At 67.6% G+C, this 23,811-nt stretch carries 22 protein-coding genes; 12 read left to right on the top strand and 10 right to left on the bottom strand.

All coding sequences use genetic code 11. The features are described 5' to 3' along the window. Window positions 1–34: 34 nt before the first annotated feature. Entirely contained in the window at window positions 35–598 is a 564-nt protein-coding gene (locus tag AC1VVM_RS01690; protein ID WP_482955676.1) for a GNAT family N-acetyltransferase, read from the top strand. 6 nt (window positions 599–604) lie between these two features. Here AC1VVM_RS01690 and ygfZ read toward each other — a convergent pair whose 3' ends face one another. Further along, complete coding sequence (gene ygfZ, locus AC1VVM_RS01685; RefSeq protein WP_482955675.1) at window positions 605–1,357, bottom strand: CAF17-like 4Fe-4S cluster assembly/insertion protein YgfZ; 753 nt, start codon at window positions 1,355–1,357, stop codon at window positions 605–607. A 261-nt stretch (window positions 1,358–1,618) separates the two neighbouring features. On the opposite strand from ygfZ, the gene AC1VVM_RS01680 reads away from it, so the two are divergent. Continuing rightward, window positions 1,619–2,197: a nitroreductase family protein gene (locus tag AC1VVM_RS01680; protein WP_482955674.1), complete on the top strand. Its 579-nt coding sequence runs from the start codon at window positions 1,619–1,621 to the stop codon at window positions 2,195–2,197. Between the two features lie 102 nt (window positions 2,198–2,299). On the opposite strand, the gene AC1VVM_RS01675 is transcribed toward AC1VVM_RS01680, so the two are convergent. Then, window positions 2,300–2,641, bottom strand: a complete 342-nt coding sequence (locus AC1VVM_RS01675) for a hypothetical protein (RefSeq protein WP_482955673.1) — start codon at window positions 2,639–2,641, stop codon at window positions 2,300–2,302. A gap of 196 nt (window positions 2,642–2,837) precedes the next feature. Between AC1VVM_RS01675 and AC1VVM_RS01670 the strand changes: the two genes are divergently transcribed. After that, the gene (locus AC1VVM_RS01670; RefSeq protein WP_482904987.1) at window positions 2,838–3,506 is read left to right on the top strand and encodes an HPP family protein; all 669 of its coding nucleotides are present in this window, start codon (window positions 2,838–2,840) and stop codon (window positions 3,504–3,506) included. 167 nt (window positions 3,507–3,673) lie between these two features. On the opposite strand, the gene rarD is transcribed toward AC1VVM_RS01670, so the two are convergent. After that, on the bottom strand, window positions 3,674–4,576 hold the full coding sequence (gene rarD, locus AC1VVM_RS01665; RefSeq protein WP_482955672.1) for an EamA family transporter RarD: 903 nt from the start codon (window positions 4,574–4,576) through the stop codon (window positions 3,674–3,676). 210 nt (window positions 4,577–4,786) lie between these two features. Between rarD and AC1VVM_RS01660 the strand changes: the two genes are divergently transcribed. Beyond that, complete coding sequence (locus AC1VVM_RS01660) at window positions 4,787–5,212, top strand: glycine zipper 2TM domain-containing protein (protein ID WP_132390428.1); 426 nt, start codon at window positions 4,787–4,789, stop codon at window positions 5,210–5,212. Window positions 5,213–5,521: 309 nt separating this feature from the next. Continuing rightward, window positions 5,522–6,211, top strand: a complete 690-nt coding sequence (locus tag AC1VVM_RS01655; RefSeq protein WP_482955671.1) for a hypothetical protein — start codon at window positions 5,522–5,524, stop codon at window positions 6,209–6,211. A 9-nt stretch (window positions 6,212–6,220) separates the two neighbouring features. On the opposite strand, the gene AC1VVM_RS01650 is transcribed toward AC1VVM_RS01655, so the two are convergent. Then, window positions 6,221–7,660 (bottom strand): succinylglutamate-semialdehyde dehydrogenase, encoded by a 1,440-nt coding sequence (locus AC1VVM_RS01650; protein ID WP_482955670.1) that lies wholly within the window; start codon window positions 7,658–7,660, stop codon window positions 6,221–6,223. A gap of 143 nt (window positions 7,661–7,803) precedes the next feature. Next, window positions 7,804–9,210 (bottom strand): protein adenylyltransferase SelO family protein, encoded by a 1,407-nt coding sequence (locus tag AC1VVM_RS01645; protein WP_482955669.1) that lies wholly within the window; start codon window positions 9,208–9,210, stop codon window positions 7,804–7,806. Between the two features lie 66 nt (window positions 9,211–9,276). On the opposite strand from AC1VVM_RS01645, the gene AC1VVM_RS01640 reads away from it, so the two are divergent. The 5 genes from AC1VVM_RS01640 (at window position 9,277) to AC1VVM_RS01620 (ending at window position 15,080) form a co-directional block, all read left to right on the top strand. Further along, a complete protein-coding gene (locus AC1VVM_RS01640) occupies window positions 9,277–10,167 on the top strand; it encodes an alpha/beta fold hydrolase (protein WP_482955668.1) in 891 nt (296 codons plus the stop codon). Window positions 10,168–10,187: 20 nt separating this feature from the next. Then, complete coding sequence (locus AC1VVM_RS01635) at window positions 10,188–11,387, top strand: glycosyltransferase family 4 protein (protein WP_482955667.1); 1,200 nt, start codon at window positions 10,188–10,190, stop codon at window positions 11,385–11,387. Window positions 11,388–11,491: 104 nt separating this feature from the next. Then, on the top strand, window positions 11,492–12,262 hold the full coding sequence (locus tag AC1VVM_RS01630) for a tetratricopeptide repeat protein (RefSeq protein ID WP_482955666.1): 771 nt from the start codon (window positions 11,492–11,494) through the stop codon (window positions 12,260–12,262). Window positions 12,263–12,285: 23 nt separating this feature from the next. After that, on the top strand, window positions 12,286–13,659 hold the full coding sequence (locus AC1VVM_RS01625; protein WP_482955665.1) for an outer membrane protein assembly factor BamB family protein: 1,374 nt from the start codon (window positions 12,286–12,288) through the stop codon (window positions 13,657–13,659). 80 nt (window positions 13,660–13,739) lie between these two features. After that, on the top strand, window positions 13,740–15,080 hold the full coding sequence (locus AC1VVM_RS01620; RefSeq protein ID WP_482955664.1) for a methyltransferase family protein: 1,341 nt from the start codon (window positions 13,740–13,742) through the stop codon (window positions 15,078–15,080). A 147-nt stretch (window positions 15,081–15,227) separates the two neighbouring features. Here the strand turns inward: AC1VVM_RS01620 and AC1VVM_RS01615 are convergent, their stop codons facing one another. Then, window positions 15,228–16,613: a glutamate--cysteine ligase gene (locus AC1VVM_RS01615; protein WP_482955663.1), complete on the bottom strand. Its 1,386-nt coding sequence runs from the start codon at window positions 16,611–16,613 to the stop codon at window positions 15,228–15,230. A gap of 285 nt (window positions 16,614–16,898) precedes the next feature. Then, entirely contained in the window at window positions 16,899–17,642 is a 744-nt protein-coding gene (locus AC1VVM_RS01610; protein ID WP_482955662.1) for a 16S rRNA (uracil(1498)-N(3))-methyltransferase, read from the bottom strand. Between the two features lie 290 nt (window positions 17,643–17,932). Between AC1VVM_RS01610 and ubiA the strand changes: the two genes are divergently transcribed. Beyond that, the gene (gene ubiA, locus AC1VVM_RS01605; protein ID WP_132390448.1) at window positions 17,933–18,874 is read left to right on the top strand and encodes a 4-hydroxybenzoate octaprenyltransferase; all 942 of its coding nucleotides are present in this window, start codon (window positions 17,933–17,935) and stop codon (window positions 18,872–18,874) included. A gap of 21 nt (window positions 18,875–18,895) precedes the next feature. On the opposite strand, the gene AC1VVM_RS01600 is transcribed toward ubiA, so the two are convergent. Then, window positions 18,896–19,267 carry a VOC family protein gene (locus tag AC1VVM_RS01600; protein WP_132390450.1) on the bottom strand — a complete coding sequence of 124 codons (372 nt, stop codon included), beginning with the start codon at window positions 19,265–19,267 and terminating at the stop codon, window positions 18,896–18,898. Between the two features lie 100 nt (window positions 19,268–19,367). Here AC1VVM_RS01600 and soxR point away from each other — a divergent pair, with 100 nt between their 5' ends. Further along, a complete protein-coding gene (gene soxR, locus AC1VVM_RS01595; RefSeq protein ID WP_132390452.1) occupies window positions 19,368–19,808 on the top strand; it encodes a redox-sensitive transcriptional activator SoxR in 441 nt (146 codons plus the stop codon). 1 nt (window position 19,809) lies between these two features. Here the strand turns inward: soxR and AC1VVM_RS01590 are convergent, their stop codons facing one another. Continuing rightward, window positions 19,810–20,340: a hypothetical protein gene (locus AC1VVM_RS01590; RefSeq protein ID WP_482904975.1), complete on the bottom strand. Its 531-nt coding sequence runs from the start codon at window positions 20,338–20,340 to the stop codon at window positions 19,810–19,812. A 7-nt stretch (window positions 20,341–20,347) separates the two neighbouring features. Continuing rightward, window positions 20,348–23,785 (bottom strand): chromosome segregation SMC family protein, encoded by a 3,438-nt coding sequence (locus AC1VVM_RS01585; RefSeq protein WP_482955661.1) that lies wholly within the window; start codon window positions 23,783–23,785, stop codon window positions 20,348–20,350. Between the last annotated feature and the right edge of the window lie 26 nt (window positions 23,786–23,811).

The following is a 23,811-nucleotide window of genomic DNA, read 5'->3' as shown; positions in this document are numbered from 1 at the left end:
GCGGATGCGGGACAAAACAACGGAGAGCCGTGACATGTTCGTCCGCACGGAGAGGTTGTTCCTCAGGCCCGGTTGGCCCGAGGATGTCGACGAACTGGTTGATGCCATTTCGGACGAGGCCATTCAGCGCAATGTCGGCGTGAGCGCCTTGCCGCGCACGGCGCAGGCGATGCACGATTATCTGTCGCTGGACCGCGATCCGCGCCTGCCGCATTTCTTCATGTACTTGCGTTCACCCGGTGGTCCCCGGTTGGTCGGCGGCATCGGGCTTGGCCGGTTCGAGGACGACGTGGAGATGGGCTATTGGATCGCGCCCGGATATCGCGGCATGGGCTATGCGCGTGAGGCGGTTCGCGCGCTGCTCGATCAGGCGCGGGCACTGGGGCACCGCCGGGTGGTCGCCAGCTATTTCGAGAATAGCGTGGCCATGCGCCGCGTGCTCGATGCCACCGGCTTCACCGACAGCGGCGAATATCGCGAACGCTTCAGTCATGCGCGCGGTGCGCCGCTCAGGGCCCGGATCTTCGCGGTCGAACTCGACCGGTGCGATGCCGGGCATCCGATCCAGGAGGCGACGGGAGCGGCCTGCCCGGGCTGATCGCTGTCAGGCTTCTTCCTCGGGCGGCAGCCATGCGGGGCGGACTGCCGGATCGATGGCCTCTACCCGCAGGTGGTCTACGGCAAAGCCAAGGTCTTCATAGGCGGCGCGGCGGCGTTTCTCGTCCGAACGGGCAAACGGCACCACGATCAGGCGGCGGTTGACCTTCTGCCGCCAGTTCATCCGCGCCGTGTTCTCCTGCCCGACGTAGCAGCCCTTGGTGAAGCTGACGCCGTTCAGTTCCACGGCATTGCATTCAAGCCAGAGCGTCTCGCCATCGCCCAGTTCGGCACGGCCCTCGGTCACGCCCATGCGCAAACGGTGCGCGCGCCACTCGGCATCGGCGCCGGTCTCCTGTTCTGCCGGATCGGTCTCGTCGATGGCGGCGATCCAGCGCTCGCCCAGCGCCGGAAGGCGCGGGTCCGGCGCGGCGCCGTCGCCCAGATGAGGACGCCAGTGGACCGCGAGCGAATCATCGCGCGCAATATCGATCGCCCGGCGCAGGCGGTACATGGAGAGCCGCTTGATCAAGGCGGGGGCGACATCGGCCTCGCAGTCGATCAGCAGGTCGTGCCCGGAAGGCCAGACGATGAAGTCGAACAGCGCCTTGCCCTGCGGCGTGAGCAGCCCCGCCCAGGTCGGCAGCTTCCGCACATCGGCCGTCACCAGCCCTTGCAGGAAATCGGCGACGTCTTCTTGGGAACCTTCACGGGGGGAGAGCCGGATCACGGCGCGGTCGAACAAGCGGCTGGCAGTCATGGGCGATAAGTGGGGGACGCCGCCCCGGCGCGCAAGACACTGGATTCGGCAAAAAAGCGCCGCTCCTGTGGAAGAGCGCGAAGGCGCGCGGAAAAGGCGCGGAGGATCAAGACCGGATCATAGGGTCGGTTCATCACGGCGCAGACGTCTTTTCTGATTACTGGAACAGTTCCGTCGAAATTATCCGGATTCCCCGATGGCGCGGGACGGGCTATCTGCACTTTCAACACTCCCATCCACCTCTTCCCAAGGATACCCGAGATGACCGGACGCATTGCCCACCCCAAGGTCGAAAAGCTCATCGTCGATCGCTGGTCGCCGCGCGCTTTCGACGGCAGCGAGATCCCGCAGGAAGACCTCGACGTGATCTTCGAAGCCGGTGGCTGGGCCCCTTCGGCCTACAACGTGCAGCCTTGGACTTTCCTCTATGCGAAGAAGGGCGATGCGAACTGGGACCTGTTCCTGTCGCAGCTGATCGAGTTCAACCAGGGTTGGGCCAAGGACGCTTCGGCGCTGGTCTTCGTGGTTTCGGACAGCCAGATGCGCTCGGACAAGGGCAATTCGAACAATCACAGCCACAGCTTCGACGCCGGTGCGGCGTGGGCGCTGGCCGCCCTGCAGGCACAGGCGCTGGGCTATCACACCCACGGTATGACCGGCCTGAAGTTCGGTGAGGCCGAAGCCGCGCTGGGCATCCCCGCCGACCACCGTCTGGAAGCCGCCTTCGCGCTGGGCAAGATGGGCGACAAGGGCTCGCTTCCCGAATTCCTGCAGGAGCGCGAAGTGGCCAGCAACCGCAAGCCGGTGGCCGAAATCGCCAAGGCTGGAAAGTTCGCCTGATTCCCCTCCGATCAGGCTGACGGCGCCCCTGCTCCTCCCTCCCGAGGGGCGCCTGACGAGCCCGGTTCGCCTCCTCTGGCGGACCGGGCTCTTTTTTAGGGCTTAGAAGGCGATCTTCACGCCGGCCATGACGCGGTTGCTGACGACGCCGCCAGGCATGGTCACCGAGTCCATGTGCACGTCTGCAACGACGCCGGGCGCGATTTGCCGTTCCGCGCGCCCGAGGCCTTCGGTCACTTGGTACGTATCGGGCAGGGCACGCAGGCGGTTCGCCTCCGGGTCCGGTGCGCAGACCACGATTTCGCCGGGCTTCCCTTCAGGGCAGCGTTTCCGGACGAGAGTGATGGCGTTGCCGTCGTCACCGCGCAGACGGGCAAGGTCGAACGCGCCGAGCGACTGTTCGACGGCAGGAGGGGAGGCCGTTGGGGAATCGGTGGGGGGCATGCGGGGCGCACTCCTGCAAGTCGCTGGTATCAGGCGCACAGGCAATCACGCGATCGTGGCCAATTTACGGCAAGGGTGTCGCAAGTCGGCGGCGCGCAGTCTGGCTTGGCCGCCGACAAGCATCTCTCGCATGGCGCGCGGGCGGCGATTGCTTCATAGGCGCCGCTCCGGTTTCTACGAGGAGGCTCGCGCGGCCGTGGCGCTGAACAGCATCATCCCAACCCAGGTGGGCGGCAAGCGCCGCCTTGGCCCCTTTCGCGCGGTGCTGGGCGCGCTTTTCGGTATCGCCGTCGCGGGCGCGCTGACGCGCCTGCTGGAGAGCGGTTACGATCCCGCACTGCCTTTCCTTGTCGCGCCGCTGGGCGCTTCGGCCGTGCTGGTCTTCGCGGTACCGGCGAGTCCGCTGGCGCAGCCGTGGTCGGTGTTTGGCGGCAACGTGCTGTCGGCTGCCGTCGGCCTGTCCGTGGGCAGGCTGATCGGCGACCCCTGGTTGGCGGGCAGCGTGGCCGTGGCGCTCGCCATCGCGGTGATGACGATGACGCGTAGCCTCCACCCGCCCGGCGGCGCCTGTGCGCTGCTTTGTGCGCTGGGAGCGACCGGCACGCCGGCGTGGGGCTGGGAGCATCTTGTCCCGTTCGTGTTCAACGTCGGCGCGCTCTGCTTCGTGGGCTGGATTTACAACAACGCCACCGACCATCCCTGGCCGCACCACGCAGCGCCGGTCAAGCACCAGCCCGGCGAACCCTACAAGCGCGAGGATATCGACGCGCTGCTGGCCGAATGGGATGAGACGCTGGACGTCGATGCCGACGATCTCGACGCGTTCGTGCAGGCCTTGTTGAAGCGTGGTGCTGCGCGAGGCTGAGAGGAAGGTTTCGCGCGGAGGCGCGGAGACGCGGAGTGAACTCGCGCTTGCGGCGAAGCCGCTTTATCCGTCCATCGTGGCGGCAGGCACAAAGGCACGGTAATTGCCGCCCACGCAACCTCCCTCCGCGTCTCCGCGCCTCCGCGCCTCCGCGCGAAATCCTTCTCTTATGAGGCCAAGGCAGCCGCGCGGCGGCGCTTCAGCAGGTCCCAGCAGAAGACCGCGATCGCGGTCCAGATGAACAGGAAGCACACCAGCTGCGAGGACTTCAGCGGCTCGTGGAAAGCGATCAGGCCGACGAAGAACACACCGGTCGGCGTCACGAACTGGATGAAGCCCAGTAGCGAGAAGTCCAGTTTGCGCGCCGCGCTGGCGAACATCAGCAGCGGAACGCCGGTCACCGGACCGGCGAACGCCAGCAGCAGGTCGATCCGCGGCGAAGAGCCCATCGACAGGCCGGCGGGGCTCATCGCCTGCCATGCCAGCAGGCCCAGAGCCGGCACCATCAGCACCATCGTCTCCACTGTCAGGCCGGGCAGCGCGGTCACCGGGGCCAGCTTGCGCGTCAGGCCATAGCCCGCGAAGCTGAGCGCAAGGCCGATGCTGATCCACAGCGTGTCCACAGCTCCGCGCGCCAGCATGGCAACGCCGATGGCGGCCAGCGCCACGGCCACCCATTGCAGGCGTGAAAGCTTTTCGCGCAGGAAGATCGTGGCGGCCAGCACGTTGACCAGCGGGTTGATGTAATAGCCCAGGCTCGCCGCGATGACATGGCCGGTCATCACCGCGATCACGTAGATCGACCAGTTGGTGCCGATCAGCACGCCGCTCAGCGCCAGAGCGCCCAGAATGCGCGGATTGGTCAGCGCGGCGCGCAGTTCGGCCCCCTGCTTCAGAATCGCGATCATCAGCAGGCAGAACGGCAGCGTGAACAGGATCCGCCAGGCCACCACCTCGAAAGCCGAAACCGTGTGGAGCGCCGCGAAGTAGATCGGGAACAGGCACCAGACGAAATAGGCGCCCAGCGCTTGCGCCAGACCGCCGGAGCGGCGCGGGAGAGTATGCGGCATGACAGGATATCCAGGGCAGATTGAGCGCGTGCGATAGGGAGCATGACGGAGCCCGGCAAGCGGTTCGTCGCATCCCTGCATTCGCCTCGTCGATATCCGCGTTTCTGACAGCCGCGTTGCACAGTGTTCAGGTTTCTCTGCTTAAACATGAATGTGTGAAGCGGAGATCGGGTTTTGCGACTGCCCGCCGCCAGACTGAGGAGATTGACAATGCGCGCACTGACCAAGGCCACAGCCCTTGCTGTCGCCACCGTCTCGCTGGCGGGTGCACTGCCGGCTTCGGCGGCTCCGGCTTTCGTTCCGGCGACCAGTTTCGTGGCGCCGGGGCAGGAGAGCTATGCCCACAGCCGCGAGCGTTATTCGAGGGACGATTACCGGCGCGGCTATGGCTACCGCAGCAGCTATCGCGGCGAGCCGGTCTATCGCGACACGCGCGTCTGGCGCGGTGACGGCGGGCGCTATTATTGCCGCCGTCAGAACGGCACCACCGGCCTGCTGATCGGCGGTGCGGCGGGCGCCTTGCTCGGTCGCCAGATCGACCAGCGCGGTGATCGCACGCTGGGCACCGTGCTCGGCGCGGTGGGCGGTGCGCTGGTTGGCCGCGAGATCGACCGCGGCGACTCCTACTGCCGTTAAAACCCGAAAAATAAGGATTTCCCCGCGCGGACGGCGACTCGCGGGGGGAGTCCGCCTCGCGGCCGATCGGGCGCAGGCGGAGAGGGCGTTCACGGCGTGTCCGTGGACGCCCTCGACCATGTCCGGCGCCGGCGTACTTATGCGCGCAAGCATTCGCGGTCGGGCCATCTCGTTTTGGGACACCGCCATGATCGGCGCCTCCGCGCCCTTGTCTTTCGCGCCGCGCGCAGGAAGGATTTTCGCGGATCGGCAAGGCAGAACGGGCGCGGGTCGCGATTTTCCCGCCGCTGCGGCCGGAAAGGTGATGGGATGACAAGAGCTGCCGCAAGTGCCGTGGGCCTGATGCTCGCCGCCGCAATCGCCGGGTGCCATGCGAAATCGGACGAGCCCGCCGCGGACAAGACCGAAGCCACGCTCGGCGACCGCATCGTGGTCGATCCGGCGATGACGGGCGAGAGCACCTCAGCGGCGCCGGAGAGCGGCATCGCGCTTTCGCCTGCCAGCCGTTCGCCCGAGGCTGTCGAGGCCGCGCGCCAGAGCGCCGCCCAGCTTGCCGGCGGACTTCAGCCGCTGCCCACGCCGACGCGGGGAAGCGCCTCGTCCCTTGCCCAGCGGGTGGCGGCGACCGCGCAAGTCTCCCCCGCAGCCAAGGCCGCCAAGACCGACTGCGCGGGCAAGGTGCAGTATGCCGCTGCCTGGGGCACTCGGCTGCCCGCCGAACTCCCGCTCTATCCGCGCGCCGCTGTGCAGGAAGCAGCCGGCACCGACGCCGATGGCTGCGCGCTGCGCGTGGTGAGCTTCGGCACCCCGGTCGGGGCCGAGGACGTGATCGGATTCTACCGCGCGATGGCGCTCAAGGCGGGCTACACCGCCGAGTACCGCCTTGACGGCAGCGACAGCGTGCTGGGCGGTGACAGGGCCGGGCGCGCCTATGTGGTCTATGCGCGCAAGCAGGCGAACGGCGTGACGGAAGTGGATCTCGTCACTTCTGGGCGCTGAGCAGGGGCGCTACCTGAGCCCCACCCCGATCATCGCGCGCGGCTGTTCCATTTCGCCCGAGGCGACCGGATAGGCGCAGTAATCGGCGGCATAGTAGCCGCTCGGCCGGTGGTTCCCGGAAAGGCCGATGCCGCCCATCGGCGCCGAATGGCTGGGGCCGGTGGTCGTGCGGTTCCAGTTGATGATGCCCGCGCGGACATGCGCCCAGAAGCGGTTGTAGTCCTGTGGGCTGCCGCCGATCAGCGAGGCGGCAAGGCCGAAGCGGGTGTTGTTGGCCTCGGCAATCGCCTCGTCGAAGTCGTCGACGCGGATCACTTGCAGGATCGGGCCGAACAGTTCGACATCGGGCCGGTCCTTCAACGCGGTGGTGTCGATGATCGCGGGGCTGAGGAAGGGCAGGTTTTCGTCCTGGCGAATCAGGTGCTTGATCGCCTTGCCGCCGTTGCTGAGCAGGTAGAGGAAGCTTTCGGCGAGACCGTCTGCGGCGGCATTGTCGATCACCGGACCCATGAACGGGGCCGGATCGTCGAATGGCGCGCCGACGATGATGCGGTCGGCCAAGGCTTTGATCTCGGCCATCATCGCATCGTGGAGGGAGGCCTTGACGATCAGCCGGCGTGCCGCCGTGCAGCGCTGCCCGGCGCTGGCGAAGGCGGACTGGACCACCAGCGCGGCGGCGTCGGTCACCTTGGGCGTATCCCAGAGCACGATCGGGTTGTTGCCACCCATTTCCAGCGCCACGACTTTGTCGGGCCGGGTCGCGAGGCGGCGGTTGATCGAGATGCCGGTATTGGCGGAGCCGGTGAACAGCACGCCGTCCACGCCATTGTGGGCGACGAGATCCTGCCCTTCCAGCGGTCCGCCGATGGCAAGCTGGACGACGCCGGTCGAAATGCCCGCGCGGTGGAAACAGCGCGCCAGCAGTTCGCCGGTGGCGGGCGCTTTCTCGCTCGGCTTGAAGATCACCACGTTGCCCGCGATCAACGCCGGCACGATATGGGCATTGGGCAAGTGCGCGGGGAAATTGTAGGGCCCCAGCACCAGCATCACGCCGTGCGGCTTGTGGCGCAGCGCCATCGTGCCCTGTAGCGCGCTGTCTAGCTTTCGCTGGCTGGTCCGCTCCGCATAGGCGCGGATCGAGACTTCGACTTTGGCGACCACGGCCTCGACCTCGGCGCGGGCTTCCCACAAGGGTTTGCCCACTTCGCGCGCGATCAGTTCGGCCAGCGGCTCGGCTTCCTTGCGCACTTCGTTGGCGAAGCGGCGGACGAGTTCCATGCGGGTGGACAGCGGCTGCGCGGCCCAACCGGGCCAGGCGCGGCGGGCGCGTTCGACCACATCGTCAACCGAGCAGACCGCGCCCCGCCAGATCTCCGCGCCGGTTGCCGGTTCGCACGAGACGATCTGTGCGTCGCTGGCGGCTTCGGGGCTGGCGGTCTCGGCGCTCACGATCTTGGCGAGTCCTCGATTGTCTTTGGCCGAAACGGCGGGGAGTGGGGCCTTTGTGCTGGCTGCACCGTGCATGACGGGGTCTGTCCGTTGGAAGGTCGGAATGAGACGACCGCTATGACACGGTTATCCCTAATGAGAGCCTAACGGCTGTGCCCGGCGGGAACGGGCGCGGGGCCCAACTGGCGCCCGAGTTCGCGGATCGCGGCGACCTTTTCGTGAAGCGGATCCCAATCGTCGCGCTCGTCGATGGCGGACCAGATGCGCTCGACTTCGTCGATCAGCACGCCGGGCGGGGCGTCCTGCTGCCAGAAAGCATCGTCCGCCGCGGCGCTCGGGCGGCGCTGGCGCAGGAGTTCGCCGAAGCCGTCATCGCCCGCCGCGCGGCCCGCGCGGTGGCGGAAATAGAAGGTTTCCGGCGCTTCTCCGCTGGCGACCATGGCCTTTTCGGCGGCCTGGATCAGCGCGAGATCGGCTGCGTCGTCCTGCTGTTCGACGCCAAGCCGCCAGCAAAAGCGGCGGTACATCGCCTGCTGGTACAACGGCGCGAAGCGGTCGAGCGCGGCCACCAAGGGCTCGGTTTCGGCCAGCAGTCGCAGCGCCACGGCAAGCTGGCCGCAGTCCCACAGCACCGCCTCCGGCTGGCGGCCGAAGGCGTAGAGGCCGGAGTGGTCGAAATAGGCCGCCGTAAAGGCCGGATCCCAGCGCGGCAGCCAGCGCCACGGGCCGTAATCGAAACTCTCGCCCGAGATATTGATATTGTCGCTGTTGAGCACGCCGTGGACGAATCCGGCGACCATCCAGCCGGCGGCGGTATCGGCCATGCGCTCCACCACCTGATGCAGCAGGATCACCGCAGGCTCGTCGCGGCCGGGCATATCCTCGGGCGGCAGCGGGCCGGGGAAGGTCTTGAGGCAGTAATCGACCAGCGCTTCCATGTGCGCGCGATCGTCCATCGCCAGCAGGCGCTGAAAGCTACCTATCCGCACATGGCCGTGACTGAGCCGCACCAGAACCGCCGAACGCGTGGGGGAGGGCTCGTCCCCCCGCCAAAGCGCCTCTCCGGTCTCGACCACCGAGAAGGTCTTGCTGGTGTTCACGCCCAGCGCCTCCAGCATCTCGGTGGCGAGGATCTCGCGGACCGCGCCCTTCAGCGTCAGCCTGCCGTCGCCGTCTCGGCTGTGCGGCGTCTGGCCCGATCCCTTGGTGCCGAGATCGAGCACGCGCCCTTCGCTATCGAGCATCTGCGCGAACAGGAAGCCGCGCCCGTCGCCGATGTCCGGATTGTACACGCGGAACTGGTGGCCGTGATAGCGCAGCGCCAGCGGCTGGGGCAGGTTGCCGTCCAACGGTTCGAACCGTCCGAAATGGGCGATCCAGTTCTGGTCGTCCAATCCGTCGAGCCCCACCGCGCGGGCCCACCTCTGATTGCGGAAGCGCAGGACATGGCGCGGAAATTCCGCCGCCTGCACGGGACTTGCAATCCAGTCGGAAATCGCCTCGATACGCGGGGCCGGACGGTAGGCACTTGCTTGCGGTTCGCTTCGCATCGGGCGATAGTGGCGCTTGAGGGCCCGCCGATCAAGCCGGGTATCAGGAGGTCGCAAGCTTCTCAGATGACGGGTTATGAAGATCGGTTCTGGTCGAGCCGCGACGGGTTGAAGCTGCACTTCCGCGATTATGCCGCCAGCGAGGGGGAATCGGGCGAATCCGGCCGTCTGCCGGTGATTTGCCTGCCGGGGCTCACACGCAATGCCCGCGATTTCGAGCGGCTGGCGCCGCGCCTTGCCGCGCGCCGCCGGGTGATCTGCCCCGACATGCGCGGGCGCGGAGACAGCGAATATGCCCGCGATTCGGCAACTTATACCCCGATTCAATATGGCGAGGACCTGCTGGCCCTGCTGGAGCAGGAGGGGATCGACCGGTTCGTCGCCATCGGCACTTCGCTGGGCGGGCTGATGATCATGGGTCTGGCAACGCTGATGCCGGAGCGCATCGCCGGAGCGGTGATCAACGATGTCGGTCCCGTTCTCGAACCCGAGGGCATGGAGCGGATCCAGGACTATGTCGGGCAGGGGCGCAGTTTCCCCACCTGGGTCCATGCCGCGCGCGGGATCGAGAGCACGCTGGGCGACGCCCATCCCGGCCACACGCTGGATTTCTGGATTGGCATGGCCAAGCGGCTGATGACGCTTTCGGGCAATGGCCGCATGGTTTTCGACTACGACATGAAGATCGCCGAGCCTTTCGCGGCTTACGATGTCGATGCCCAGCCGGACCTCTGGCCTGCATGGGAAGCGCTGGGGTCGGAAGCGCTGGCCGGGAGGCCCCTGCTGGTGCTGCGCGGCGAGCATTCGGACCTGCTTTCGGAGGCCACGCTGGCGAAGATGCTGCGCCGTGTGCCCGGCGCCGAGGCGCTGACATTGCCCGATCTCGGCCACGCACCCACGCTGGACGAGCCGGAAGCGGTGGCCGCGATCGAGGCGCTGCTGGACCGCGCGGACTGAGCGCGGAAGAGCGGGCGATCTTGCGCATCCTCCACCTCCATTCGAGCTTTGCGGCGGGCGGCAAGGAACTGCGCGCCGTGCGGTTGATGAACGCGTTCGGACCCGGCGTGGCGCATGACGTGGTGTCCGCGCAGGCGGGCGAACTGGGCGCGGCGGTCGTGCTCGAGCCGGTGCTGGAGGTCGGCTTTCCGACGGATTTCCCCAGCCTTCAGGGGCGGCCCACGCCGCCCCGGCTGTGGCGCATCGCCAAGGCCATGCGGGATTATGATCTCGTGCTCACCTACAATTGGGGGGCGATGGACGCGGTTCTCGCGCATCGGTTCTACGCCGGGCTGCTCCAGCTTCCCGCGCTGGTCCACCACGAGGACGGCTTCAACGAGGATGAGGCGAACGGCCTCAAGACCTCGCGCAACCTGTTCCGCCGCCTGGCGCTGGCGGGGGCGGCCGCGCTGGTGGTGCCCTCGCGCCGGTTGGAGGGCATTGCCCGCGAAGCATGGCGGCAGCCGTCCCGGCGCCTGCATTTCATTCCCAACGGCATCGATTGCGCTGCCTTCATCGACAAGCCCCGCCCGGACGTGCTGCCCGGCGTGATCAAGCAAGAGGGCGACCGCTGGGTCGGTACTCTGGCGGGGCTTCGCCCGGTCAAGGACCTGCCCCGGTTGGTGCGCGCTTTCGCCGGATTGCCGCAGGCGTGGAAGCTGGTGATCCTGGGCGAAGGCCCGGAACGCGGCGTGATTCTGGCCGAGGCAGAGCGCCTTGGCGTGTCGGGGCGCGTCCATCTTCCGGGCTTCGTGGCCGATCCCTCGCGCGCGGTGGGGCTGTTCGACATTTTCGCGCTGTCCTCCCGGAGCGAGCAGTTCCCGATCTCGGTGGTGGAGGCCATGGCCGCCGGCCTGCCGGTGGCGGCGCCTGCGGTGGGCGACGTGGCCGACATGGTCGCGGCGGAGAACCAGCCCTTCATCGTCCCGGCGGATGAGAGGGAAGCGGGGACGACGCTGGCCTCGGCTCTCGCCCAACTTGCCGGTGCGCCTTCGCTGCGCGCCCGGGTGGGCGCTGCCAACCGCGCGAAAGCGCAAGCCGAATATGACGAAGCGGCCATGATCGCGGCTTATCGCGCGGTCTACAGCGGCGCATCCGGCCGTCCGGAGCTGGCTTTTGGCGCCTCCGTTGACCGTTCAGCCGCGCTTCACGCCCACACCGTCAATCCAGATCATCGTTGAAAAGCCGCCACCATTCGCTAAACAGCCCGGCAACCATCCCGATTTCCGCAGAAAGCGCCCGAAAATTGGCTCTGCCTCCTTCCGATAGTTCGACTTCCAATCCCGTGTCCGCCAAGCGACTCGCCGCGCAGCAGGATGTCTTCCTGCGCGAAGTCGATGACGCGCTGCGCCACGATCAGGTGGAAGGCTTCTTCAAGCGCTTCGGTCTGCCGCTGCTAGCCGCGATTCTGGTCGGGCTGGCCGCCTTCGGTGGCTACCTGTTCTGGCAGCACCAGAGGGAAAAGGCGCGCGAGGCCAATTCCGAGGCGTTCATCCAGGCGATCGATTCGCTCAAGACCCAGAACCTTGACGGGGCGAAGGACAAGCTGAAGCCGATTGCCGACAGCGGTTCGGACGGCAGCGCCACGTCGGCCAAGATCCTGCTTGCGGGCATTGCCCTCGAACAGAACCGCAAGGCCGATGCGCTCAAGCTGTTCGACACCGTGGCGAACGACCCCAAGGCGCCGCAGCCGCTGCGCGACCTTGCCGTGATCCGCGGCGTCGGCGCCAACTTCGACGCGATGAAGCCCGAAGACGTGGTGGCCAAGCTCAAGCCTTATGCCGCCCCCGGCAATCCGTGGTTCGGCGCGGCCGGTGAGCTTGTCGGCATGGCCTATATCAAGATGAACAAGACCGATCAGGCCGGTCCGCTCTTCGCCGCCATTGCGAAGGACGATCAGGTCGAGGACGGTCTGCGCAGCCGCGCACGCCAGCTTGCCGCAGTGCTCGGCGTCGATGCCGTCGACGACGTCGTCGATGAGCGCGGCGAGCCGCTGGGCAAGACAAAGAACGGGCAGCCGGCGGCCGATGCCGCCGCCGCGCCTGCCGGAGAATGATAATGCTTGGTGAGAATATGCCCATGAACGGTGCCGCTTCGAAGTCGCGCACCTCCGCTCGCCCCTCGGCCCGCAGGCAGATGCGCGTGGCATCGCTGATCGCGCTGGCGCTGGTGGCGGGGCTTTCGGGCTGCAAGTCCACCGGCAAGCATCCCAAGACGCCGACCGTGGGCGATCGCGTGCCGATCCTCTCGCGCATCGAAAGCGGCGCCAAGGTCGATCCCTCGCTCGAATCGGTGGCAGTGATCCTGCCGCCCGCCACGGCCAACACCGAATGGGCACAGGGCGGCGGCAATGCCGGCAAGTCCTACGGCCATCTGGCACTTGCCGAGAATCCGCAGCGCGTGTGGACGGCCCAGATCGCCGGTTCCACGACCCGCCAGCGCCTCGCCGCCGCACCGGTGATCGGGGACGGCAAGATGTTCGTGATGGACACCGACGGCGTGGTCCACGCCTTCGATGCCGAGAAGGGGACGCATCTGTGGACCAAGAACTTCGCGGTTTCGGGCGGTAACAACCAGGCGATCTTCGGCGGCGGCGTCAGCTTCGATTCGGGCAAGCTCTACGTCACCACCGGCCTTGGCGAAGTGGCCGTGCTGAACGCCAACGACGGCAGCCAGGTCTGGAGCAAGAAGCCCGGCGGCCCGCTGCGCGGCGCCCCCACGGTCAGCTTCAACGCCGTCTACGTGATGACGCAGGACAACCAGATCATCGCGCTCAACGCGGCCGATGGCGCGGTGTTGTGGAACGAATCGGCCTCGCTCACCCAGTCGGGCGTGTTCGGCGTGGCGACCCCGGCTGCCGGACAGGGCACGGTGATCGCCGGTTACGCCTCGGGCGAACTGGTTGCCTACCGCTACGAGAACGGCCGCCAGCTGTGGTCCGACGCGCTCGCGCGCACCTCGATCGCGACCGAAGTGGGCAGCCTGACCGACCTTGACGCCGATCCGATCATCGACCGTGGCCGCGTCTACGCGCTGGGTCAGGGTGGCCGTATGGCGGCTTACGAACTGGTCACCGGCCAGCGCATCTGGGAACTCAGCCTCGCGGGCATTTCGACGCCCGCCGTGGTGGGTGACTGGGTCTTCACGCTGGACGACCATGCCGAGATCCTGGCCATCGCCCGCACCAGCGGCAAGGTCCGCTGGCTGACACAGCTTCAGCGCTACCAGAACGCGAAGAAGCGCAAGGGCCCGATCTTCTGGGTCGGCCCGATTCTGGCCGGCAACAAGCTGTGGGTCGGCAATTCGCGCGGCGAACTGGGTACCGTCGATCCGACGAACGGCACTTTCACGCTGGCCCACGAACTCAAGTCCCCGATCTCGCTGGCGCCCATTGTCGCCAACCAGACGCTCTACGTGCTCGACGATTCGGGCACGATCAGCGCCTTCCGCTGATCCGCAGGAATTCCGCCGCCGGCAGCGCCTCGCGCACCGGCGGCCGTTTTCCTTAACCAATTGCCGCTAGGCCGCTCGGCATGAACAGCGGCATTTCCAGACCGACCAGCGACGTTTCGGCAGGCGTGGGCCTGACCGGGCTCGCCGCGCTACTTGGCTGGCTGCTGCTCTGCCGCAAGTGGGGCGCCGTGGCCGATGCTCTGGCGCTGCCGGGGCCGCACGCGCCGATGAGCGGGCCCTATGCCGCCGTCGCCACGCTGTTCGTCACCGGCCTTGCCATGAGCCTCTGGTCGCTGCTGGTGGACAAAGTGCACCGCCGTCCCTCGACCGGGATCGACTGGCGCCGTGCGCGCCGGCTGGCGGAAACGACAGAGATCTCGATCACCAAGCTCGCCGGCCTCTGGGCCACGTGGGCGCTGATCGCGGGCTATTACTGCATCGGCCGCTGGTACTGGGACGGGCAGTACCTTTTCGCCATGGAGGTGATCGGCGCGGCGGCACTGCCGTTGCTGGTGCTTTCGGTGCCTTACGTGTTCTGGCTCGACCGCCATCTCGTGGAGCCGCGCGATGCCGCCTGGCACTTCGGCGCGCTGCTGATCGGGCGCGAGGCGTGGGACGGGGAGCAGGTGAAGCGGCATGGCCGGGCCTGGGCGATCAAGGCCTTCTTCGGCGCTTTCATGATCTCGATCCTGCCGGGCGGCTTCGCGCAAGTGGTGAATGCCGATTTCGGCAGCATGGCGGACGATCCGGTGGCGCTGGGCTCGACGCTGATCGCACTGCTGTTCCTGATCGACGTGCAGATCGGCACGGTGGGCTACATCTTCACCTTCCGCCCGCTGGACGCGCATATCCGCAGCGGCAATCCGCTGCTGGCGGGCTGGGTGGCGGCGCTGATGTGCTATCCGCCCTTCGTCTGGGGCACGATGGGCCGGGCCGACGTGCTGGGCTACGAAGTGAACACGCCGGGCTGGGCGTTCTGGTTGCAGGGCCATACCCTGCTGTTGTGGCTCTGGGCGGCACCGCTGGTTACGCTGACGGCGATCTATGCCTGGGCGACTTTTGCGTTCGGCCTGCGCTTTTCCAACCTCACCTATCGGGGCGTGCTGACGAACGGGCCATACCGCTTCACGCGGCACCCGGCCTATCTGTCGAAGAACCTGTTCTGGTGGTGCTCGACGCTGCCGTTCCTCGTGACCAGCCATGCCCTGACCGACATGGTGCGCAACACCGTGTTGCTGGGCGTGGTGAGTGCGATCTACTACTGGCGCGCGCGGACCGAGGAAGCGCACCTGCTCGCCGAGGACGCCAAGTACCGCGCCTATCACGCGTGGATGGCGGAGAACGCGCTGATTACGCGGACATTGGCGAAGCTGGCTGAAAGGCTGCGGCCGAGCGTGCGGGAGCCGCAGGCAGCCGAGTAAGGGTTGTACCCTTCCCCCACCGCTCATCCTGAGCTTGTCGAAGGATGCGAGCCACAGCGCCCGCCTCAGGGGGCTTCGACAGGCTCAGCCTGAGCGGGAGGAGAGGGGAGGGACGGCCTCATGAAGTGAGACCGCCCTTTGCATCTGTTAGAAGCTCTTCAGCGCGTAGATCTTCGAGAGATCCCCGCCCCACTCGCCATTGTAGAGGTCGAGCAGGCGCTGCGCCGGCACCTTGCCGCTGGCGACGATCTCGGCCAGCGGTTCCAGATAGCCGGTCTCATTGTCGCCGCCCGCATTCAGGCGGTTACGCGCAGCCAGACCCGAGCGCGAGATGTTCAGCACTTCGCCGGCGATGTCGCGCAGCGTGCCGCCGCCCGGAAGCGGGGCGTCGAGGCCCAGCTTCGGCACGGAATTGCGCAGTTCCTCGCGCCCTTCCATGTCCCAGTCCTTGACCAGATCCCACGCCGCGTCGAGCGCGGTCTGGTCATAGAGCAGGCCCACCCAGAACGCGGGCAGGGCGCAGATGCGGCCCCACGGACCGCCATCGGCGCCGCGCATTTCGAGGAAGGACTTGAGCCGCACTTCGGGGAAGGCGGTGGAAAGGTGGTCCGTCCAGTCCGACAGGCGCGGAAGTTCGCCGGGGAGCACCGAAAGCTCCCCCTTCAGGAAGTCGCGGAACGACAGCCCGGCGGCGTCGATATAACGGCCCTCGCGGAACACGAAGTACATCGGCACGTCGAGCATGTAGTCGACATAGCGCTCGTACCCGAAGCCGTCCTCGAACACGAAAGGCAGCATGCCGGTGCGCGCGGGATCGGTGTCCGACCAGATATGGCTGCGGTACGAGAGGTAGCCGTTGGGCTTGCCCTCGGTGAAAGGCGAGTTCGCGAAGAGCGCGGTGGCCAGCGGTTGCAGCGCCAGCGAGGTGCGGAACTTCTTCACCATGTCCGCCTCGCTCGAATAGTCGAGGTTGACCTGGATGGTGCAGGTGCGCAGCATCATGTCGAGGCCCATCGTCCCCACCCGCGGCATGTGCCGCAGCATGATGTCGTAGCGGCCCTTGGGCATGATCGGGAGTTCGGCGCGGGTCTTGTCGGGCCACATGCCAAGGCCGAGGAAGGCCTTGCCGATGTGATCGCCGATGGTCTTCACCTGGGCAAGGTGACGCCCGGTTTCCGCGCAAGTCTGGTGCAGGTTTTCCAGCGGCGCGCCCGAAAGTTCAAGCTGGCCTGCCGGTTCGAGGCTGACGGTGCCGTCGCTGCCCTTCATGGCGATGACGTTCGCGCCGTTGGGGCCTTCCTCGATGATCGGCTCCCAGCCGAACTGGGTCAAGGCATTGAGAAGGTCGCGAATTCCGCCCTTTTCGTCGTAAGACGGGGCATGGTGATCGGCGGTGTCGTAGACGAATTTCTCGTGCTCGGTGCCTATGCGCCACGCCTCGCACGGCTTTTCGCCCGCAGCCATCGGCGCGGCGAGTTGATCCAGGCTTTCGACCACCGGATCGTCGCGATCCGAAACCTCACGGGTGCTCATGGCGGGGGAGGTAGAATGCCTTCGAGCCGGATGCCACAACTTTTTGTACCGACCGGTTTCTTTTGTTCGAGAGGCGCGGTTTTCGGGCGTTTTTGGGGCGATTGAGGAGGTTAACGCGGTCGGGCGCAGGCTGTGGTTGACGAGGAGTGGGGGCGAGATTCGCCCCCTATCACGCCGTCGCCCCCGCGTAGGCGGGGGCCCCGCTGCCTTGCGTCATAAGCCAAGGGAAGCGGGATCCCCGCCTTCGCGGGGATGACGAGGTTTGTTTGGTCTTGAATTCGGCGTTCACCAATCGCCGGAGATGGCCATCCATAGCGCCGTCGCGCCGATGCTCGCCGTCTCCCCGCGCAGGATGCGCGGGCCGAGCGTAATCGCCCGCGCCATCGGATGTGCGCGGATAAGCGCGCGTTCCTCGTCGTCGAAACCGCCTTCGGGGCCCACCAGCAGCGCCGCCGGGCCCGGATGCGCGGCGAATTGCGCGGCGGCGGGCGCGCCGCCGGTCTCGTCGGCGAAGAACAGCGTGCGGCCCTCGGGCCAGTCGCGCAGCAGGGCGTCGAGCTTCACCGGCTCGGCGATCCGGGGCAGCGCGGTCCGGGCACACTGCTCGGCGGCTTCGGTGACGATGGTCAGCGCGCGCTCGGGATTGAGCTTGTCCGCCACGCAGCGGCGCGTGATCAGCGGCTGCACATGCGCAACGCCCAGTTCGGTCGCCTTTTCAAGCACGAGGTCGAAGTTCGGCTTCTTGAGCAGCGCGGCGCAGAGCCAGAAGTCCGGCACCGCCTCGCGCTCGCGCAGCCGCTCACGCACCGCAAGCACGACATCGCGCTTGCCGGCGGAGACGACTTCGGCCGCCCATTCGCCGGTCTCGTCGTCGCACAGGATCACCGCGTCGCCGGGGGCGATACGCATGACTTTGCCGAGATAATGCGCCTGCCCGCCCTCGATAGTGACCGGGGCACTCTCGGCGAGCGGTCCGGTCACGAAGAGGCGCGGGGCCGAGCGCGGCGGCCAGGCCGGAGTGGCACCCATCGTTATGCTTGCTCCCTTGTTGCGACAGCGATGTGCGCAGCGCTTCCCATTGTTTTACGCCCGGGTCCAGCGCGGCGAGCGGCCGGCGTTCGTTGACCGGTGCAAAACGCCGCTCCGGGCTTTGCAACCTGAGGCGCCGAAGAGAATCGGGCGCGCCGCGGAAAAGGGGGACCTCATTTTACCCACCGTCGATTGGTTCCCCCGGAAGCGACGAGCCGCCCTCATGGCGCGGCCGAAGGATTCGTCTGGCAGCCGAGTGCGTCGATTCGGCACGTTCGGGCATGACAATCATGGCCTTTTGCATTACCCCATCCGCCGTGAACGACTCTCTACTCGTCCCGGATACCGAACACCGCGGGCTCGTTTCCGCCCTGCCGCCGATGCCGCGCGCCTTCGCCATGCTGGCCCGCTTCGACCGGCCGATCGGCTGGTGGCTGCTGTTCTGGCCTTGCGCCTGGGGCGTGCTGCTGGCGGGCGGAGAAGAGCGCTGGGGCCTCATCCTCTGGTTCCTGGCCGGTGCCATCGCGATGCGCGGCGCGGGCTGCGTCTACAACGACATCGTCGACGCCGATCTTGACCGCAAGGTGGCGCGCACCGCTGCACGTCCGGTGGCGAGCGGGCTGGTCAGCCCCAAGGCGGCATGGATCTGGCTGCTGGCGCTCTGCGCGGTAGGGCTGGTGGTGCTGTTCCAGCTCCGCCCCCGGGCGCAGCTCGTGGCCGTGGGCAGCGTGGTGCTGGTGGCCGCCTATCCCTTCATGAAGCGCATCACCTGGTGGCCGCAGGCGTGGCTGGGCATGGTCTTCACCTGGGGCGCGCTGGTCGGCTGGGTGGAGATCCGCCCCGATCACCTTGAGGTCCTTGCCGCGCTCTACTTCGGGTCGATCGCCTGGTGCATCGGGTACGACACGATCTACGCGATACAGGACCGCGAGGATGACGCGCTGGTCGGCATCCGTTCCTCGGCCCGTCGGCTCGGCGGTCATGTGCGCGCGGGTGTTGCCGGGTTCTACACTTTGGCAGTGGCGTTCTGGGCGCTCGCCTTCTGGATGCTGCGGCATGATTGGGTGGCGCTGATCGGCCTTGGCCCGGTGGCGCTGCACTTGGCGTTTCAGGTCGCCACGCTCGATCCCGAGGACGGCGACAATGCGCTGGCCCGCTTCCGCTCGAACCGCGATCTCGGCCTTGTCATGGCGCTGGCCTGCTGGGTGGTGGGCAACGCCGGGATCCTCTGAGAGACCCGGCGCTGCGAAGGTTCAGGCGTAGCTGACCAGCTCGAACTCGATGCCGTCCCAATCGAAGAAATAGAACCGGCGGCCGGGCTCATAATCGGCGTGGTTGAACGGGACGAGGCCCGCCGCGATCACCCGGCGCTCGGCCTCGTCGAGATCGTCCACCACCAGTCCGACATGATTGAGGGGGGCGCCCTTGGCGAAACGCTCGTGTTCCTTGCGGTCGGTATAGACCGCGATGTAGCTGAAATCTCCGCCGACATGGATCGTCTCGCCGCCATTGATCGCGGGGCCGCGCCAGCGTTCGTGCCAGCCGAGCAGATCCTGCAACAGCGCGGACGAGCGATCGATATCGCTCACGGTAATATTCGCATGTTCGAGGCGGCCCTGGGCCATCGGAATGTCTCCTGCTGTTCGCCGGTCGAATCGCCGGCTTGGCCTTGATGCAACCTCAAGTTAACTTGAGGTCAAATGGAAAAGGCGGCAGAAAAGGCGGATGGTTGAAGACCGGTTCATTTCCATCGGCTATCTGGCCCGGCGGACCGGGGTCGCGGTTTCCGCCATCCGTTTCTACGAGGAGAAGGGCCTGCTCACCGCGCTGCGGTCCAGCGGCAACCAGCGGCGCTTCCTGCGTTCGGACATTCGCCGCGTGAGCTTCGTGCTGATCGCGCAGAAACTGGGGCTGGGCCTTGCCGAGATCGAGCGCGAACTCTCGTCGTTGCCGCAGGGCCGCACGCCGACGATGGAGGACTGGGAACGCATCAGCCTGTCGATGCGAGAGGCGATCGACACTAAGATCGCGCTGCTGGAACTGACCCGCCGCAAGCTGGACGAATGCATCGGCTGCGGTTGCCTCAGCTTGGCGAAGTGCCGCCTCTACAACCGCGACGACGAGGCAGGCGCGTTGGGACCGGGACCGCGCTTCGTGCTGAAGTGATTCAGCCGCGCTCTGCGGACTTGCGTACGGCGCCGAGGATGCGCCTGCGGATCAGGCCGCTGACGGGGCGGATCAGCAGCCAATAGGGCCGGAACCGCCGGAAGGATTCGCGATCCGGGCAATGCACGCGGGTCTGCGTCGTCAGGCGGCAACCCTTGGGCGTCTGGTGGACATCGAAGCCGAGCGCCAACTTGGGGACGCCAGCCTCGTCGAAAGTCCTGAACGCGGGCCCGTCTGCCACAGGGTGAAGACCGTAATCGGCCTGCCAGAACTGGCCGACCAAGCCGTAGACCAAGCCGCTTGGCGTGCGTTCCAGCAGTGTGAAGTTCGCCATGCCGAAGGGTTCGGGCCGCCGCTTGCCGGTGAGCCGCGCAGGCAATTCGCGCAGGGCGATCATGGCGCGGAAGAAAGGATCACTTTCCGGGCGATAGGCCGCAACGGCATCGAGGATGGCGTCGGCCCCTGCCTTCACAGTGGCGGCATGCATCTCTGAAAACTGGAACTGCGGCAGGTAGTCGTCGATGAGGGCCATCAGGTTGCTATTCCGCCGCCAGCAATTCCTCGGCGCCGACGAGGTCCACGCTGACCAGCCGGGAGATGCCCTTTTCGACCATGGTCACGCCGAACAGGCGGTGCATGCGGCTCATCGTCACGGCATTGTGGGTGACGACGAGGTAGCGCGTGTCGGTTTCCTTGGTCATCGCTTCCAGCAAGTCGCAGAAGCGTTCGATATTGGCGTCGTCGAGCGGGGCATCGACTTCGTCGAGCACGCAGATCGGCGCGGGATTGGTGAGGAACAGGCCGAAGATCAGTGCCACGGCGGTCAGCGCCTGTTCGCCGCCCGACAGCAGCGTCAGCGATTGCAGCCGCTTGCCGGGAGGCTGGGCATAGATTTCCAGACCGGCCTCCAGCGGATCGTCCGAATCGATCAGCGCGAGGTGGGCCTGACCGCCCTGGAACAGCCGCGTGAACAGGCGGCGGAAATGGCCGTCGACCGCCTCGAACGCGGTGCGCAGGCGTTCGCGGCCTTCGCGGTTGAGCTTGGCGATCGAGCCGCGCAGGCGGTTCACCGCTTCGGCCAGTTCCGCCTTTTCAGAGAGGCTGATGTCGAGCTGCGATTCGGCTTCGGCCAGTTCGTCGGCGGCGACCAGGTTGACCGGGCCGATCCGCTCACGGTCCGCGACAAGGCGGTCCATCGCGGCGGCTTCGTCCTCGGCGCGGCCCACTTCGGCAGGCGCGAAGGCGAACCGCTCGGCCAGAACCGGGGGCGGGCACTGGAAGCGCTCGCCCGAGAGGCGCGTGGTCTCGACCCGGCGGGCGTCCTCGTTCTCGGCCCGGGCGGCGGCGCCGGCGCGGTATTCGCGGGCGCTGGCGAGCGTCTCCTGCGAGGCGGCGAGCGCGGTGTCGGCCTTGCGCCCGGCTTCGGTGAGCGCGGACACGGCGGCATCGGCCTTGCCCAGTTCCTCGGCGAGGCGAACGCGGATCGCTTCGGCCTGCTCGATCTGCTCCATCAGCGCGCCGGGCTTGGCGGCGATCACCGCGCGCTCGGTCTCGATCTCCTCCAGCCGCCCGGCCATCTGTGCGAGGCGGTTGGTGGCGTCCCCGGCGCGGGCTTGCCAGCTGCGCATGTCGCCCGCCTGCGAGCCTGTGCGCTCGCGCGCAACGGCCAGCGCCTGATCGTGCACCGCCAGTGCCGCCGTGGCTGACTGGAGCGCGGTGCGGGCGGTGTCGTTCCGGAGCCTTGCCGCGTCGAGCGCCGCGCGTCCGGCCTCGGGATCGGGCAAGCCGGCGCGCTTGCCCTCGGCAGCGGCGACTTCCTGTTCGGCGCCTTGTCGCTGGTCGGAAAGTTCGGTTTCGGCACGCGCGATCTCGGCACGGCGCGCAGCGTGACGCTGGCGCGCATCTTCGGCCTGATCGACCGCGCGCAGGGCGGTGCGTTCGGCATTGGCAGCATCGGCGATGGCCCGTTCGGCGGCGACAACTGCCGAGGACAGCGCCACAAGGTGCTGCTGGATTTCCGCCTGCCGGGCTTCGGCCCCCACGACCGCCTCGCGCAGCGGCGGCAATTGCGCATCGAGTTCGAGGAAGCGGTTCTCGGCCTCCAGCCGCGCAGCTTCGGCGGCGCCTTCGCCGCGCGCGACGAAGCCGTCCCAGCGGCGCAGCACGCCCGCGCGGGTGACCAGCCATTCGCCCGGCGCGAGCGCGCGTCCATCGTCCGCTTCGGTGACGTGGACCAGCGCGAGGCGGGCCGCGAGTTCCGGCGGACACTGGGTAACGTGGGCGGAAAGGCTGTCCTTGACCGGGGCAGGGGCGTCGGCGCCGGTCCAGAAGCGGCCATCGGCCCCCCCCGCTTCGCCCAGCGGCGCGCGGGCATCGCGGCCCAGCACGGCGGCGAGCGCGCGTTCATAACCGGGGGCCACGCGCACCGCGTCGATGGCGACGGGTAGGCCGTGCGCGGCCTTGGCGCCCTTGGCGCGGGCCTCGCGGTCCTTGGTGAGCGCGGCATGTTCGCGTTCGATGCCGGTAAGGTCGGCGCGCGCGGCGGCAAGCGCCGAGGCGGCGCTGTCGCGTTCCGCCTGCAGCTCGGCCTTGCGAGCTTGCTGCGCATCGAGCCCCTCGCGCGCGGCGGCCAGCGCGGTGTGAGCGGCTTCGGCCCGGGCTCGCGCCTCGGTAACGGCGGCGTCGAGATCGCCTGCCTGTGCCAGCGCCTCGACTTGCGAGGCGAGCCTGCTGGCTTCGGCGGCAAGGCGGTCGAGCCGGTTGCGGGCCTGTGTCAGTTCGGAATCGGCAATGCGCCATTCGGCCTCGACCCCGGCCTGCGCGGCGGTTGCTTGCGCAAGGTCGAGTTCGGCCGCCCGTGCGGCGCGTTCTGCCCCTTCGAGCGCATTGGCGACGCGCGGACGTGCGGCCTCGTCGGCTTCAAGCTGCTTGCGGCCCTCCGCCAGTTCGCGTTCGAGACGCGCCAGCGCTTCGGCGGCATCGCGCGTCAGCCGGTCGGCATCGCCGCGATCCTCTTCCAGCCGGGTCTTCTGGCGGTCGAGGTCCTTGAGGCGCTGCTCGGCGGCTTCCAGCTGGCTGGTGAGCGTGGCCATGCGGTGGCCCTGCGCATTGGCATCGTCGCGCCGGTCCGCCAGTTCATCGCGGGCGGCGATCAGCGCTTCGGCGGCCTTGGCTTGCTGCTTTTGCGCTTCGCCCGCCAGTTCCTGCGCGGCGGCGACGCGGGTCTCGGCGGCCTGCGCTTCCCGCTTGGCGGCATCGGCGGCGGCGGCGGCATCGCGCCAGCGGGCATAGACGACGCGGGCTTCGGCAAGGCGGATCTGGTCGCTCAGCGCCTTGTAGCGCTCGGCCGCCTTGGCCTGGCGGCGCAGCGAGCCGACCTGCTTGTCCAGCCCGGCCATGATGTCTTCAAGCCGGGCGAGGTTCGCCTCGGTCGCACGGAGCTTGGTTTCGGCGTCCTTGCGGCGAACGTGGAGGCCGGCGATGCCAGCCGCCTCTTCCAGCATGGCGCGGCGTTCGGCGGGCTTGGCGGCGATGACCGCGGCGATGCGGCCTTGCGAGACGAGCGCCGGGCTATGCGCGCCGGTGGCGGCATCGGCGAAGATCAGCGAGACGTCCTTGGCGCGCACGTCGCGGCCGTTGACGCGATAGGCGCTGCCCGCGCCGCGCTCGATCCGGCGGACGACTTCCAGTTCGTCGCGCACGCCGTCGGCATCGGCAGAGGTTTCGGCGTGGAGGACGACTTCGGCAAAAGCGCGGGGCGGCCGATTGGCGGTGCCCGCGAAGATCACGTCCTCCATCCCGCCGCCGCGCATCGACTTGGCCGAGCTTTCGCCCATGACCCAGCGGATCGCTTCGAGGAGGTTGGACTTGCCGCAACCGTTGGGGCCGACGACGCCCGTCAGCCCCGGTTCGATGCGCAGTTCGGCAGGCTCTATGAAGCTCTTGAAACCGCTGAGCTTGAGCCGCTTTATGCGCATCGGATCGTGATCAGAGACCGGGAGCG

Source organism: Novosphingobium sp. BL-S-33 (assembly GCF_056857025.1).
The sequence above is the reverse complement of the archived record's forward strand: the minus strand, read 5'-3'. Positions and strand labels throughout refer to the sequence as shown.